The organism is Clavibacter lycopersici, assembly GCF_003576405.1.
GTDB lineage: Bacteria > Actinomycetota > Actinomycetes > Actinomycetales > Microbacteriaceae > Clavibacter > Clavibacter lycopersici.
Map to the genome: position 1 here is coordinate 1 of NZ_QWGT01000048.1, position 14,550 is coordinate 14,550.

Sequence of the window (14,550 nt, forward strand, 5' to 3'; positions counted from 1 at the left end):
GGGGGATCCGCGGCGTCGGCTCGGCGCTCGTCCGGGCCGCCGCGGTGCACGCGGAGCAGGCCGGCGTGCTGCGCTTCGACGCGACCGTGCAGGCGCGCAGCGCGGTGCTCTTCCGACGGCTGGGCTGGATCGCCACCGGCACCGCGGTCGTCGGCGGCGTCGACCACGTGACCATGCGCTGGCCGATCGGCCGGATCCAGCGGCTCGTCGACCAGACCAAGGCGCACCTCGCTGCGGTGCTCGAGCCCGACGGCAGCGATGCGTCCGCCGCGCTCGGCGGCCCCGGCTGGGTCGGCGACGACGGCGCCCTCGTGCCCGGCACCGACGTGATCGCCGCGTGCGACGCGATCCTCCCGTCCATGGTGGAGCGGGATCCGGAATGGGCCGGCTGGTGCGGCGTGCTCGTCAACGTCAACGATCTCAGCGCGATGGGCGCGACCCCTGTGGGCCTCCTCGACTCCGTGGCGGGGCGCGACGCCGCGTCCGTGCGCCGAGTGATGGCCGGCGTCCGCCGCGGCGCCGAGGCCTGGGGCGTCCCGATCCTCGGCGGGCACACGCAGCTCGGCGTGCCCGCCGCCCTCAGCGTCACCGCCCTCGGCAGGACCGCCGATCCGGTCCCCGGGGGCGGCGGCTCCGCCGGCCAGGCCCTCAGCCTCACGGTCGACCTGTCCGGATCCTGGCGGTCCGGACACCGCGGAGCGCAGTGGAACTCGTCCGAGGGGCGCTCCCCCGTCGAGCTCCGTGACCTCGCGGCGACCGTCGCGCGTGCGCGCCCGGCCGCCGCGAAGGACGTGAGCATGGCCGGGATCGTCGGCACCGCCGGCATGCTCGCGGAGGCGAGCGGGACGGGCGCGGTGGTCGACGTCGCGGACGTGCCCGTGCCGGCATCCGCCGACGTGACGATGGGCGACTGGCTGACCTGCTTCCCCGGCTTCGGCATGCTGACGGCCGACGCCCCGGGCGCCTCGCGCATGGCGTCGCCGTACGCGACGAGCGCGGGGATCGGGCGGCTGACCGCCGAGCCCGGAGTGGGGCTCCGCTGGCCGGACGGCGTCGTGACGCCCGCGGTCGCCGCGGGCGTCACCGGCCTCGGCGCTGCCTGAGCGCGGTGCCCGACCGCTAGTAGTCGATGCGCCCGTGCCGGCTGTGGAACTCGCCGGTCGGCCCGTCGGGTCCGACGAGCGCCATCGCGACGGTCGCGTCGGTGCCCTCCGTCACCGTCTGGTGCCCGCTGTTGCCGTTGAAGTCGGTCGCGGTGTACCCGGGGTCGGTGGCGTTGACGCGGAAGCCCGGCAGGTTCTTCGCGTACTGCACGGTCGCGGTGATCACGGCCGCCTTCGACGCCGCGTACGGGACCGCGAGCACGTGGCTCTCGTCGGTGCCGTCGCCGCGGAGGGCGCGCGGCCAGCCGACGCCCGAGGCGACGTTCACGATCACGGGCGCGGCGGATGCGCGCAGCAGCGGCAGCGCCGCCTGCGTCACCCGGACGATCCCGACGACGTTGGTCTGCAGCACGGCGGCCATCGCCTCGGGAGTGAGGTCGTCGACGCCGGAGGACGTGCCGAGGATCCCGGCGTTGTTGACGAGCACGTCGAGCTCCGGCAGCGACGCGAGGGCGCGGTCGACGCTCGCCTGGTCGTCGACGTCGAGCTGGACGGGATGGGCGCCGAGCGCGCGGGCGGCGTCGCCGTCGGCGGTGTCGCGCATGCCGGCGTGGACGGTGTGGCCGGCCTCGACGAGGCGGCGGGCGGTCTCGAGGCCGAGGCTGCGGTTGGATCCGGTGATCAGTGTCGTGGTCATGCATCGAGCCTGCGCCTGCCGGGCCGTGTCGCCCAGGCACCGGCCGACAGGGGGACCACCGGTACCAGGGAGCCGGGCGGCGGTGGGCGCAGGATGAGGTCATGTCCGAATTCGCGAGCGTGCTCCGCTCCTGGCGCGAGCGCGTGCAGCCCGCCGACGTGGGCCTGCCCGCGGGATCCCACCGCCGCACCGCTGGCCTCCGCCGCGAGGAGCTCGCCGCGCTCGCGGGCGTCAGCGTCGACTACGTCGTGCGCCTCGAGCAGGGCCGGGCGCTGAACCCGTCGCCCCAGATGCTCGGCGCCCTCGCCCGCGCGCTCCGCCTCACCGAGGACGAGCGCGACCACCTGCACCGGGTCGCCGGCGTCGCCCCGCCCGGCCGCGGCGAGGTGCCGCGGCACATCCCGCCGGGCGTGCACCGCATCATCGACCGGCTGGGCGACGTGCCCATGGCGGTCTTCACGGCCACCCACGACTGGCTGCTCTGGAACCCGCTGTGGGCCGCGATGAACGGGGATCCTTCCGCCCGGACCGCAACCTCGTCTGGTCGTACTTCATGCACGGCCACGACGGCACCGAGTTCGACGACCGGCACGAGGAGGAGTTCGCGCGGGACCTCACGGCGGACCTCCGCGCCGCCGTGGGCCGCTACCCCGGGGATCGCGCGCTCGCCCAGCTCGTGGCCCGCCTCCGCGCCGAGTCGCCCGCGTTCGCGAGCCGCTGGTCCGAGGCGCGCGTGGCCGAGCACCGCTCGAGCCGGAAGACCGTGGTGCGCACACCGGTCGGTTCCATCACCGTCGACTGCGACACCCTCTCGGTGCCGGGCGCCGACCTCCGCATCGTCGTCTACACGGTCGTGCCGGGCAGCACGGACGAGGCGCGGCTGGATCTGCTGCGGGTCACGGGACTGCAGACGCTGTCGACCGCGCCGCTGGAGCCCGCTGGGGCGTGAGGGCGCGCAGCAGGGCAGCGGCGGGCGGCCGTGGCGGGCGCGGCGTCAGCTGCCGACGGCGATCCGGTCCAGCCACTCCGCGAGGAGTGACCGCTCCCCCGCGCTGAGGCGATCCGCATCCGCGACGTGCGCGCGCAGCGCGACGGCGCGCTCGACGAGGCCGGGCTCGTGGCGTGTCCGGCCGCGCGACGGCGGTGTGAGGATCCGCTCGAGCACGGCGTCGCGCATGGCGTCGACGAGCGCGCGGTCGCGGTCCGCGGCCGGGCGTCGGATCGTCGAGAGGAGCGCGCCCGTGGCCGCCGCGTGGATCAGCTCGACCGCGAGCGGCTCGGCGACGCGCAGGCGCCCGGCGAGCGCGACGCGGTGCACGCGCTCCTCGAGCAGCGCGACGCCGGCGCGCACCGCGGGTGATCCCGGTCCGCGGGCGGGGTCGCTCATCAGCGCGTACAGCTCCGGGTTGTCGAGGGCGAACGCGATGGTCGCCTCCCATCCCGCATGGAGGTCGTCGACCGCATCCACCGCGCCCTCGGCGGCGGCGCGGATCACGACGGCCTTCTGCGCGGCGAACCGCGTCATCTCGGTCTCGGCGACGGCGTCGAGGAGGCCCTCCTTGTCGCCGAAGAGCCGGTAGATGGTGGGGGCCTGGACGCCGGCGGCCTCGGCGACGGCGCGGGTGGTCACGGCGGATCGGCCCTCGGCGCGCAGCAGGTCGGCGGCGACGCCGACGATGCGGTCGCGGGTCCCGGCGCGCGGGTCGGCAGGGGCGGAGGTCTCGGCGGTCATGGATCGACGATAACGCACGACTGTTAGCGCAGTGATTCCCGTGCTACCGTCGGATTGTTATCACCGCTACCACGAAAGGCACATCCATGATCACCATCACCGGAGCCACCGGCGCGCTCAACGGCGCCACCACCGACCGCCTGCTCGACCGGATCCCCGCCACGGAGCTCGTCGTCGTCGCCCGCGATCCCTCGAGTGCCCGTGCGTACGCCGACCGCGGCGTCGAGGTCCGCCGCGGCGACTACGCCGACCCGGCCTCGCTGCCCGCCGCCTTCGCGGGCGCCGACCAGCTCCTGCTCGTCTCCTCCAGCGACCCGCGCGCCGACGCCGTGGCGCTGCACCGCACCGCCATCGAGGCGGCGGTCGAGGCCGGCGTCGGCCGGATCCTCTACACGAGCCACCAGGGCGCGGCCGCGGACTCCCCTTTCGGCCCCGCGCGGGACCACATCGCGACCGAGCGGATCCTCGCGGACTCCGGCACCCCGTGGACCGCGCTCCGCAACGGCTTCTACCTGCACAGCATCGACCTGCTGCTCGGCGCCTGGCGCGGGACCGGCGTGATCCGCGTGCCCGCCGACGGTCCCGTCTCGTGGACGTCGCGCGCCGACGCCGCCGAGGGGGCCGCGCGGATCCTGCTCGCCGACGCGCCCGTCGACGGCCCCGTCACCCTCACCGCGAGCGTGGCCCCGACCATGGCCGATGTCGCGGAGCAGGCGTCGGAGGCCCTCGGCCGCGAGGTGCGCCTCGAGCTCGTGGACCCCGAGGGCTGGATCGCCGGGCTCGTCCAGACGGGCACGCCCGAGACCGTCGCGCGCTTCCTGATCACCCTGCCGCTGGCGGCGGCCGGCGGGTTCTTCGCGGGTACGGATCCGCTGCTCGCCGAGCTGCTCGGCCGCGAGCCCGAGACCGTGCGCGACCACCTCGCACGGGCCTGACCCGCGGTCGCCGCCGCACGACGGAGCCCCGGCCGCCGCGTCTCGAGGACGCGGCGCCGGGGCTCCGTCGTGCGGCGGGGATCAGCTCGTCGTGAGCACCGATTCGGCGACCCCGACGCGCTCGACCGACGTGCCGACGTACCGCTCGTCCGCGATGGTGACGCGGTGCACGGATCCGACGACATGGATCGCGGCTTCCGTCTCCTTCACCGCGCTCGACGGCCCGACCCACAGCTCGACCGTGCCCGGCTCGACCACGCGGCGGTACCGCAGGTCGGTGAGGGCGAGGCGGGTGGTGGGCACCCGGAACGTGACGCGCGCGGACTCGCCGGCGGCGAGGTCCAGCCGCAGGTAGCCGAGCAGCTGCGCGACCGGCCGGGTCACGCTGCCCTGCACGTCGCGGGCGTAGAGCTGCACGACGTCGGTGCCGTCGCGGTCACCCGTGTTGCGGACCTCGACGGTGGCGGTGAACGCCTCCCCCGCGGTGACCTCGGGCGCCTCGACCCGGAGGTTCGTGCGCTCGAAGGTCGTGTACGACAGGCCGTGCCCGAACGGGAGGACGGGCGTGGGATCCGCGCTCGTCACCTCGGAGGGGCCCCCGAGGATCGGGTGAAGGTACGAGAACGGCTGCGCGCCCGCGGAGCGCGGGAGCGACACCGGCAGGCGGCCCGACGGCGACACCCGGCCGGAGAGGACGCCCGCGATCGCGGATCCGCCCTCCTCGCCCGGGAAGAACGCCTGCAGCACGGCGGCCGGAGCCGCATCCCCTTCGAGAGCCCACGCCACGGCGTACGGCCGGCCGGTGAGCAGCACCATGACCACGGGGGTCCCGGTGGCGCGGATCGCCTCGACCAGCTCGCGCTGCACGCCCGGCAGCTCGAGGCTCTCGACGTCGTTGCCCTCGCCGACCGTGCCGCGGCCGAACAGGCCCGCCCGGTCGCCGACGACCACGACCGCGAGGTCGGATCCGCGTGCCGCCTCGACCGCGGCGTCGAAGCCGGAGCGGTCGTCGCCCTCGACGTCGGCGCCCTCGACGAGCACGAGCTCGCTGTCGGGCAGCTCCATGCGCAGGGCCTCGGCGACCGTCGGGATCGCGAACCCGAGCGGCGTGCCCGGGTGGTGCGCGAGCACGTGGTTCGCGAACGAGTAGCAGCCCATGAGCGCCTCGGCGCTGTCGGCGTTGGGGCCGATCAGCGCGATGCGCCCGGGAGCGGTCCGGCCGGCGCCCGCGAGCGGCAGCGTGCCGTCGTTCGCGAGCAGCACGACGGACTCCTCCGCGAGCCGACGCGCGACGTCCCGGTGGGCCGGGGTGTCGAGGTCGATCACCGTGGGCGGATCCTCGAACGTCGCGTCGAGCAGCCCCAGCTCCTCCTTCTCGTCGAGCACGCGGAGCACGGCGCGGTCGACGAGCGACTCGTCGGCGAGCCCGGCGCGGATCCGATCGGCCAGCGGCGCGAGGTACGCGTCGCCGGTCGGCAGCTCCACGTCGATGCCGGCCTCGAGGGCCAGCGCCGCCGCCTCGCCGCGGTCGCCCGCGACGGCGTGCATCACCTGGAGGAACGCGACGGAGAAGTAGTCGGAGACCACGACCCCGTCGAAGCCCCAGCGGCCGCGGAGCACGTCGGTGAGGTACTCAGGGCTGGCACCGACGGGCGCGCCGTCGATCTCCGCGTACGAGTTCATGACCGAGCGCACGCCGCCGTCGAGCACCGCCATCTCGAAGGGCGGCAGCAGCACGTCCTCCACGAAGCGCGGGCCCACGTGCGCGGGCGCGTGGTTGCGGCCGGACTGCGAGACCGAGTAGCCGACGAAGTGCTTGAGCGTGGCGTGGATCCCGGCCGACTGCAGCCCCTTCACGTACGCGGTGCCGATGGTGCCGACCACGTACGGGTCCTCGGCGATGCACTCGTCGACGCGGCCCCAGCGGGCGTCGCGGATCACGTCGAGCACGGGCGCGAGGCCCTGGTGCACGCCGAGCTCGCGCATGGATCCGCCGATGAGCGTCGCCATCTCCTCCACGAGCCCCGGGTCGAAGGACGCGCCCCACGCGAGCGGAGTGGGGAAGGTCGCGGCCTGCCACGCGGCGAGCCCGGTGAGGCACTCCTCGTGCACGAGCGCCGGGATCCCGAGCCGCGTCTCCGTCTGGAGGCGCCGCTGCTCGGCCCACAGCCACGACGCGCGCTCCACCGGATCCACCGGCCGCGTGCCGTACACGCGGGTGAGGTGCCCGAGGCCGTGCTCGGTCGCCTCCTCGTACCGGCCGGTCGTGGCCATCTCGCCCTGCATGGGCGCGACGACCTCGCCGCCCTGGTCGACCCAGTAGCCGACGATCTGCGCGAGCTTCTCCTCGAGGGTCATCCGCGCGTGCAGCTCGCGCACGCGCTCCGACACCTCGGGGAGCTCCACGACGACGGGCGCCTGCGCCTCGTCGCCGGTCACCCCTTCACCGCGCCGGTCAGACCGCCGACGATGCGACGCTCGAAGATGGAGAAGAAGATCAGCGCGGGGATCATCGACAGCGACGTGAACGCCAGGACCTTGGCCGTGTCCACCGAGTACTGCGACGAGAACGACTGCACCCCGAGCGGGAGCGTGTAGATCGACGGATCGCTCAGGAGGAACAGCGGCAGCAGGTAGGAGTTCCAGCTGCCGATGAACGCCAGGATCCCGACGGTGATGACGCCCGGCATCGACAGCCGCACGACCATGCGGAAGAAGAACCCGATGCGGCTGCACCCGTCGATGAACGCGGCCTCCTGGATCTCGTCCGGGATGGCCCGCAGGAACGGCACCAGGATGATGATCGTCGTCGGGAGCGCGAACGCGATCTGCGGGAGGATGATCCCCGGCAGCGAGTTCGTGAGCCCGAGCGAGCGGATCACGATGTACAGCGGCGTGATGGCCACCGTGATCGGGAACATGAGCCCCGACGCGAAGAGCGCGTAGAGCGCCCCGCGGCCGAAGAACGTGTACCTGGCCAGCACGTAGCTCGCCATGAGGCCGAGCACGACCGCACCGACCGTGGTGCCGATCGCCGCGATGAGCGAGTTGCCCACCTGCTGCCAGAACATCGAGCCCGTGAGGACGTCGAGGTAGTTGCCGATCTGCCACGGCGACGGGAAGCCCGCCGGGTCGGTCGTGATCTGCGCGTTCGTGCGGAACCCGCCCAGGATGATGTACGCCACCGGCGTCAGCATCAGGGCGATGAGCACGACCGCGACGAGGTACGGGACGGGGTTGCCGCCCTGGCCGGGCGCCTTCGCCCGCTTCGGCTTCGGCGCCTTGGCCGAGTAGGTGGGATCCAGGTCCGCGTTGCGCGGAGCTGCGGTGACGGCGGTCACTTCTTCTTCTTCCTTCCCTCGCCCGTGAGGGCGCCGGCGGTGTCGCGGTTGAGGATGAAGCGCTGGTAGATGAGCGCGACGACCAGGGAGATGAGGAACAGCACCACGGCGACGGCGTTGCCGTACCCGTAGTTGCCGGATCCGCGCCCGTTGGCCACGAGGTACGTGGCCATGGTCGAGGTCCCCGCGGTGGCCGAGATGTACTGGCCCCAGATGATGTAGACGAGGTCGAACAGCTGCAGCGAGCCGATGATCGACAGGAACGCCCAGATGCGCAGCGTCGGCGCGAGCAGCGGCAGCGTGATGCGCCGCTGGATCTGCCAGTACGACGCGCCGTCGATGGCGGCCGCCTCGGAGAGCTCCTCGGGGATGCCCTGGAGGCCGGCGAGGAAGAGGATCACCGCGAAGCCGATGTACTTCCACGTGATGATCGTCATGAGCGACCAGATCGCGATGTCCGGGTTGGCGAGCCAGTCCTGCTGGAGGTCCGCCAGGCCGATGTTCGCGAGGAAGCCGTTGAGCGCGCCGGAGCCCTGGAGCATGAGGCTCCAGCCGGTGCCGACGACGACCTCGGAGATCACGTACGGCACGAAGATCAGCACGCGGATGATCGACTGGCCGCGCAGCTTCCTGTTGAGGAGGAGGGCCACCATGATCGCGACCGGGCCCTGGAGCACGAGCGACAGGACCACGATGACCGCGTTGTGCATCAGGGCCTCGTGGAACGTGGGGTCCTGGAGGATCGTGATGTAGTTCCGGAAGCCCACGAAGACCGTGGGCGGCCCGAAGCCCTGCCAGCTGAAGAAGCCGTAGTAGGCCGCCATCACCACGGGGTAGATGACGAAGCCGAGGAAGAAGAGGAGGGCCGGGCCGACGAGGATCAGGACCTCGAGGCGACCGGACCAGCCGAGGCCGCGGCGTCGCGCACGGACCGCCGAGGGCGGCGTCGTCACGACGCCGCCCTCGGGGTGTGCAGGATCAGCCGCGGGACGCTGCTCGTCGAGCGAGCTCTCGCGGATAGCCATGTCGGGTCGCCTAGGCCTTCTTGGCCGCGTCGCCGACGGTCTGGATGAGCTTCTCCGGGCTGCCGTCGCCCGCCATGAGGTCGACGACGCCGACGTTCATCGCGTTGCCGACGTTCAGGCCGTAGACCGTGTCGAGCCACTGGGAGACGTAGGGCGCGTCGTTGTACGCCGTGATGATCTCCTGCAGGTACGGCTCGGTGACCGCGGTCTGCGCCTCGGTGTTCACGGGCGGGGCGTTGAAGGCCGCGTAGTACTCCTTCTGCACGTCGGCGGTGCCGATGTAGTTGAGGAAGTCGACGCACTCCTTCGGGGCCTGCGCGGAGCAGGAGTACCCGTCGATGCCGCCCATGATGGAGCCGGGCTCGCCCTTGCCGCCGGAGATCTCCGGGAAGGGGAACCAGGACAGGTCGGCCAGCGGCTTCTGGTCGGGCGTCAGGCCCGCGATGACTCCCGGGTCCCAGGCGCCCATGAGCTCCATGGCGGCCTGCTTGTTGGCGATGAGGCCCGCCGAGGAGCCGGCGCCCTGCTGCGCCGCGGTGGTGAGGAAGCCGTCGTTGAACGGGTTCGTGCCCACGAGGGCCTCGACGTCCTCGCCCGCCTTGATCCAGCAGTCGTCGCTGAAGTCCTTGTCGGTGGCGGCCTGCTCGAGGGTGTCCGAGCTGCACTCGCGGAGCGCGAAGTTGAAGTACCAGTGCGCTGCGGGCCAGGCGTCCTTCGCGCCGAGCGCGATGGGGGCGACGCCCGTGGCCTTGAGCTTGTCGACGGCCTCGTTCAGCTCGTCCATCGTCTTGGGCGTCTCCGTGATGCCGGCCGCCGTGAAGAGGTCCTGGCTGTAGAAGATGCCGCTGGGGAGCACGGCGACGGGCATGGCGTACGCCTTGCCGTCGATGCTGTTCGCGTCGAACGCGCTCTGCGCGATGCCGGCCTTGGAGTCGGCGGAGATGCCGTCGGTGATGTCCATGACCTGTCCCGCGGCGACCGTGGCGGCGAGCTTGCCGCCACCGCGCTGCAGGAAGAGGTCCGGTGCGTCACCCGAGTTGAGCGCCGTCTGGAGCTTGCCGTCGAGGTCCTCGTTCTGGACCGACGTGGGCGTGACCGTGACGCCGGGGTTCGCGGCGTTGAAGTCGGCCGTCGTCTTGTCCCAGAACGCCTTGCCCGGGCCGGTGGTGGAGTTGTGCCACAGCGTCATCTCGACGGGGCCGCCGTCGTCGCCGCTGCCGGATCCGCTGCCGCTGCACCCGGCGAGGGCGAGGGCCCCCACCAGCAGGGCCGCTGATCCCGTGAGGATCTTCCGTGCCTTCATGTCGTTCTACCTGTCTCTTCATTGAGCGCACCCTGGTGGGTNGGCCCGCTGTCGCGTCGTCGCGTCGTCGCTTCGTCGTGACGGGGTCCGGTCGGGCCAGTCTCGGTCGCGCTCCGATGTCCGTCAAACGTTTTCGAAATCCTTTTCCCCGGGCGTAGGGTCCCATCCATGTCCCGTCGCGCCACCATCCACGACGTCGCCGCTGCCGCCGGCGTCTCGGTGTCCACCGTCTCCAAGGCGGTGAACGGCCGATACGGCATCTCGGCCGAGACCTCCCGCCGCGTCATGGAGGTCGTCGAGCGCCTCGGCTACGAGTCGAGCCTCGTCGCGAGCAGCATGCGCTCCCACCGCACCGGCGTGATCGGCGTGCTGGTGGCGGACTTCGAGCCGTTCAGCGCCGAGATCCTCAAGGGCGTGGGCGCGGCCCTGCGGAAGTCGCGCTACGACCTGCTCGCGTACAGCGGATCCCGGCAGGTCGACGGCACGGGGTGGGAGCGCCGGTCGCTCAGCCGCCTGAGCGGCACCCTCATCGACGGCGCGATCATGGTGACCCCCACCGTCGTGACCGCGCAGACCGAGATCCCCGTCGTCTCCATCGACCCGCACACCGGGCCGGCCGACCTGCCGAGCGTCGAGTCCGACAGCCTCGGCGGCGCGCTCCAGGCGACCCGGCACCTCATCGAGCTCGGGCACCGGCGGATCGGCTTCCTCGCCGGCCGCCCCGACCTCCGCTCCGCGAGCCTGCGCGAGGCCGGCTACCGGCGCGCGCTGCAGGACGCGGGGATCGCGTTCGACCCGGTGCTCGTGCGCGCGGGCCTGTTCCTCACGGCGGCCGCCCGCGAGCCGGCGCGCGCGCTGCTCTCGATGCCGGACCGGCCGACCGCGATCTTCGCGGCGAACGACCTCTCGGGCATCGCGATCCTGCAGGTGGCGGCCGAGCTGGGGATCCGCGTGCCCGAGGACCTCTCCGTCATCGGCTTCGACGACATCCCGGAGGCCTCGCAGATGACGCCGCCGCTCACCACGATCCGCCAGCCCATGCAGCGCCTCGGCACCACCGCGGTGGACCTCCTCATGTCGCTGATGGCCGGCACCGAGCCCGACGCGATGCGCGTGCAGCTCCCGACGCGGCTCGTGCGCCGCGCGACGACGGGTCCGCCACCGGCGCGCTCGCGCTGACGACGGGCCGCGGGCCTGGCAGGCTCGGAGCATGGGAGACGACGACGCCGAGCGGCCTGCGACGAGGTCGGCGTGGACGCGCCGGCCGACGCCGGCGGAGGTCCGGGATCACGATGAGTTCCGCACCCAGAACGCCATCGTGAAGTTCTACGCGGTGATCCCCCTCATGATCGTGGCGGTGTTCCTCCCGGCCGGTCCCGTCCGGGGGATCTGGATGGCCCTGGTGGTCGTGGGTTACGCGGTCTGGGGCGTGAGGAACGTGATGCGGTCGTCACGGAAGCGCGCGGCGGACGAAGCGGAGCGGGCTGCATCGCCGGAGGACGGCGAGGACGGTCCCCTCGTCGCCGACCGCTCGCGCTGACCCACCTGACAGTCTGGGCGGATGGATCACGACGACTGGGACGCCCGGATCACCGCCTTCTGGGCGAGCGCCGACGACGAGCGCGCGGACGAGACCGTCGCCGGGATGCGCGCGCTGGTCGCCGAGCGCCCGGCCGACGACCCACGGGCGCTCTACGAGCTGGCGTGCGCGCACGACTTCGTGGGGCGCGAGGCGGAGGCCGTGCCGCTGTACCGGGCGGCCATCGCGGGCGGGCTGGATCCGGAGCACCGGCCGTTCGCGGTGATCCAGCTCGCGAGCTCCCTGCGCAACGTCGGCGAGGCCGGGGAGGCGGTAGCGCTGCTCGAGGCGATGCCCGATGACGCGCACGCGCCCGGCCGCGACGCGTTCCTCGCGCTCGCGCTGCACGACGCCGGGCGGCCGACGGAGGCGCTGGCCGTGGCGCTGCGCCGTCTCGCGCCCGCGCTGCCGGAGTACGGCCGCGCCGTCCTCGCCTACGCGGACGACCTCGGGGATCGCGGGGCGGCCTAGGAGCCCGGCGCCGAGCGGGCCGGGTCGACCTCGGTGGACGCCGTCCCCGTCGCCGGGTCCGCAGCGGGATCCGCGTCCGCCTCCGCCTTCTTCGCGCGCGCCAGACGGATCGCCGCACGGCCGGACGGCAGCAGGATCGCGACGAGGATGACGACGGCCGTGAGGATCCCCGCGACGACCAGCAGCGACTCCACGCTCACGACGTCGGCGAGCGGGCCGAAGACTGCCGCGCCCACGGGCGTCGCGAGGGCCATCACGATGCCGACGTAGCTGAAGACGCGGCCGTGCATCTCGGGGGCGACCGTCTCCTGCACGAGCGTCATGAACGGCGCCGAGAAAAACGGCACGAGCAGACCGAACGCGAACATGAAGCCGTAGAACACCCAGAGGTTCGGGCTCAGGCCGAGCGCCGTCGTGAAGACCGCGAAGCCGAAGCTGCTCACCAGGATCATGGTCATGCGGTCGGCCTTCGCCAGCACCGTCGAGACGAGGGCGCCGCCGCCGAGCATGCCCACGCTGAACGCGACCTCGAGCACCGTCACCATCCACACCTCGGTGCCGTAGGTGCGGGCGATGAGCAGCGGCGTGATGAACGACGGCGCCACCGTGAGCAGGAAGATGATCGCGAACACCGCCAGCAGCCAGCGCACCACCGGGTTGCCGCCGATGTAGCGCATGCCCTCCACGAGGTCCTCGCGGTAGGTCGACGTCTTGTCGGCGATGGAGGCGAGCGTCGGCACGGCGACCCGCAGGAGGAACGCGATGCCGATGGCGGCGGTGATCGCGTCGACGAAGAACAGCGGGACGAGCCCGTAGGCGGCGAAGATCGCGCCCGCGGCGGCCGGGGCGAGCAGGGCCATGGCCGACTGGATGGTGCCGAAGATCCCGTTGATGCGCAGCAGCTGATCGGCGGGCACGATCTGCGGGATCATCGCCTGCACCGCGGGCGTCTGGAAGCCGGCCCCGACCGAGCGCACGCCGACCGCGAGCAGCACGATCCAGAGGTCGGTGATCCCGTTCATCATGAGCAGGGCGAGCGCGAGCGTGACGATGGCGATGGTGCTGTCCGAGATGATGACGAGCACGCGGCGGTTCATGCGGTCGGCGAGCGTGCCGCCGAAGATCGACACGATCCCCTGCGGCAGGAACGCGGCGAGCGCGTAGAGCGCGATGGCGAAGCCGGACCGCGTCTCGAACGTCACCCACCACATGACCGCGTACTGGACGAGCATCGACCCGAACAGCGAGACGGTCTGGCCGCTGAGGAAGAGGGTCGCGTTGCGCTTCCAGCGGGCGGGATCTATGGTCGCGCCGGCGCTCATCTCGGGTGCGTCGGGCATGTCGGACGGGATCGCCGGGTCGCTCATCGGGTCCTCGCCTGCTCGCGTCTCCTCGGGTGTGGGACGCCAGGCTACGGGGCGGCGCGGGGGTGGCGCCAGTGGTGGGATGCGGCCCGGGGCGCCCAGCTCCGGCGAAGCCGACCTAGACGCTCGCGAGGGTGTCCGGGTCGAGCATCACGCCGTGACGGAGGAACGACGGCAGAGCGCGCTCCGGCTCGACGGGGATGTCGTACAGGCCGCTGCCGAACGTCCATGGCGGGCTGACCCGGAACTCCTCAGCCGCCACCCATCGAGGGACGGGCAGGTCGGCCTCGAGGAGGCGATGCTCGACGAGAGCGGCGATGGCAGCGTCCCAGCACCGCTCCCCCGTTGTCTCCGGCCTGGCCGCCCCGATGACCGCACGGTCATCGCCGTGCGCCGCCGTGAGATCGTCGGCGAGCTGGATGAAGTGGCGCACAGCGTGGTCGCGCCTCCCCTGCACCAAGCACGCCGCGATGTACGCGGCCACCTCGGCGGCAGGGGAGCGGGGAACGGATCTGCTCATCGGCACCGGACCCTAGAGGTCGCGGCTCGCCAGCACCACGTCGGAGTCGGACGGGGTGATCTGCACCTCGCGGATGCGGTCGATCGGGATGGCCGACGTGGCCGCGAGCTGGGTCGCCTCCGCCTGGCCGGCGCCCCAGGTCGCGACGACCGTGCGGGTGCCGTCCGCGTCGATCGCGACGAGGTCGTAGGCGCCCTTGCCCGCGCCGCCGCCCGCGTAGGCGCAGCTCCAGTCGAAGCGCGTGCCCCACGGCTTGGCCGTCACCGCGAGCTGGGCGGTGACGGAGTCGTCGAGCTCGGAGCGCATGCTCACGGCATCGGCGGGGAGGCCCTCGGCGAGGGTCGGGCCCGGGGCGGGCGACGAGGCGGCGGGCGTCGGATCCGCGACGGGCGCGCTCACGCCGGCACGGAGCGCGGAGCCGAGGGCGGCGCCGCCCGCGAGGAGCGCGACGGCGGCGGCCGCGAGGATCCACCCGCCCAT

Annotated in this window: 14 protein-coding genes and 2 pseudogenes; 7 read left to right on the forward strand and 9 right to left on the reverse strand. The window is 73.0% G+C overall.

What is annotated here, in order from left to right; genetic code table 11:
- The coding region (locus tag DZG00_RS05190) for an MSMEG_0567/sll0787 family protein (protein WP_119455440.1) at positions 1-1,103 on the forward strand (1,103 nt) is incomplete at its 5' end.
- A 16-nt stretch (positions 1,104-1,119) separates the two neighbouring features.
- Here the strand turns inward: DZG00_RS05190 and DZG00_RS05195 are convergent.
- The gene (locus DZG00_RS05195) at positions 1,120-1,800 is read right to left on the reverse strand and encodes an SDR family NAD(P)-dependent oxidoreductase (protein ID WP_119381382.1); all 681 of its coding nucleotides are present in this window, start codon (positions 1,798-1,800) and stop codon (positions 1,120-1,122) included.
- A gap of 101 nt (positions 1,801-1,901) precedes the next feature.
- On the opposite strand from DZG00_RS05195, the pseudogene DZG00_RS17500 reads away from it, so the two are divergent.
- Together DZG00_RS17500 and DZG00_RS17505 are read left to right on the forward strand one after the other, a co-directional pair.
- A pseudogene (locus DZG00_RS17500) lies at positions 1,902-2,087 on the forward strand (helix-turn-helix domain-containing protein); the annotation flags it as partial.
- 206 nt (positions 2,088-2,293) lie between these two features.
- Positions 2,294-2,749 (forward strand): MmyB family transcriptional regulator, encoded by a 456-nt coding sequence (locus DZG00_RS17505; RefSeq protein WP_311135796.1) that lies wholly within the window; start codon positions 2,294-2,296, stop codon positions 2,747-2,749.
- A 45-nt stretch (positions 2,750-2,794) separates the two neighbouring features.
- Here the strand turns inward: DZG00_RS17505 and DZG00_RS05205 are convergent, their stop codons facing one another.
- Positions 2,795-3,532 (reverse strand): TetR/AcrR family transcriptional regulator, encoded by a 738-nt coding sequence (locus DZG00_RS05205; RefSeq protein ID WP_119381381.1) that lies wholly within the window; start codon positions 3,530-3,532, stop codon positions 2,795-2,797.
- Positions 3,533-3,618: 86 nt separating this feature from the next.
- Between DZG00_RS05205 and DZG00_RS05210 the strand changes: the two genes are divergently transcribed.
- A complete protein-coding gene (locus DZG00_RS05210) occupies positions 3,619-4,467 on the forward strand; it encodes an SDR family oxidoreductase (protein ID WP_119381380.1) in 849 nt (282 codons plus the stop codon).
- A gap of 81 nt (positions 4,468-4,548) precedes the next feature.
- Here DZG00_RS05210 and DZG00_RS05215 read toward each other — a convergent pair whose 3' ends face one another.
- Genes DZG00_RS05215 through DZG00_RS05230 form a run of 4 tightly spaced genes read right to left on the reverse strand, consistent with a single transcriptional unit; the run spans position 4,549 to position 10,136 of the window.
- Entirely contained in the window at positions 4,549-6,906 is a 2,358-nt protein-coding gene (locus tag DZG00_RS05215) for a beta-xylosidase/alpha-l-arabinosidase (protein ID WP_199688895.1), read from the reverse strand.
- A complete protein-coding gene (locus tag DZG00_RS05220) occupies positions 6,903-7,808 on the reverse strand; it encodes a carbohydrate ABC transporter permease (RefSeq protein ID WP_119381379.1) in 906 nt (301 codons plus the stop codon). The genes DZG00_RS05215 and DZG00_RS05220 overlap by 4 nt, the downstream gene beginning before the upstream one ends.
- Positions 7,805-8,833 (reverse strand): carbohydrate ABC transporter permease, encoded by a 1,029-nt coding sequence (locus DZG00_RS05225; RefSeq protein ID WP_119381378.1) that lies wholly within the window; start codon positions 8,831-8,833, stop codon positions 7,805-7,807. Before DZG00_RS05225 ends, DZG00_RS05220 begins: the two co-directional genes overlap by 4 nt.
- Positions 8,834-8,843: 10 nt before the next feature.
- Positions 8,844-10,136 (reverse strand): extracellular solute-binding protein, encoded by a 1,293-nt coding sequence (locus DZG00_RS05230; RefSeq protein WP_119455441.1) that lies wholly within the window; start codon positions 10,134-10,136, stop codon positions 8,844-8,846.
- 168 nt (positions 10,137-10,304) lie between these two features.
- Here DZG00_RS05230 and DZG00_RS05235 point away from each other — a divergent pair, with 168 nt between their 5' ends.
- Genes DZG00_RS05235 through DZG00_RS05245 form a run of 3 tightly spaced genes read left to right on the forward strand, consistent with a single transcriptional unit; the run spans position 10,305 to position 12,186 of the window.
- Entirely contained in the window at positions 10,305-11,315 is a 1,011-nt protein-coding gene (locus tag DZG00_RS05235; RefSeq protein WP_119381376.1) for a LacI family DNA-binding transcriptional regulator, read from the forward strand.
- Between the two features lie 31 nt (positions 11,316-11,346).
- Positions 11,347-11,676, forward strand: coding sequence for a hypothetical protein (locus tag DZG00_RS05240; RefSeq protein ID WP_119381375.1), 330 nt, complete (start codon positions 11,347-11,349; stop codon positions 11,674-11,676).
- 21 nt (positions 11,677-11,697) lie between these two features.
- Positions 11,698-12,186: a tetratricopeptide repeat protein gene (locus DZG00_RS05245; protein WP_119381374.1), complete on the forward strand. Its 489-nt coding sequence runs from the start codon at positions 11,698-11,700 to the stop codon at positions 12,184-12,186.
- Here the strand turns inward: DZG00_RS05245 and DZG00_RS05250 are convergent.
- From DZG00_RS05250 to DZG00_RS05260, 3 genes and pseudogenes are all read right to left on the reverse strand, one after another.
- Positions 12,183-13,553 (reverse strand): MFS transporter, encoded by a 1,371-nt coding sequence (locus DZG00_RS05250; protein ID WP_119381373.1) that lies wholly within the window; start codon positions 13,551-13,553, stop codon positions 12,183-12,185. The genes DZG00_RS05245 and DZG00_RS05250 overlap by 4 nt on opposite strands.
- A 115-nt stretch (positions 13,554-13,668) precedes the next feature.
- Positions 13,669-14,070 carry a hypothetical protein gene (locus DZG00_RS05255; protein ID WP_147359927.1) on the reverse strand — a complete coding sequence of 134 codons (402 nt, stop codon included), beginning with the start codon at positions 14,068-14,070 and terminating at the stop codon, positions 13,669-13,671.
- Positions 14,071-14,082: 12 nt separating this feature from the next.
- Positions 14,083-14,550 (reverse strand): annotated as a pseudogene (locus DZG00_RS05260) (anti-sigma factor family protein); the annotation flags it as partial.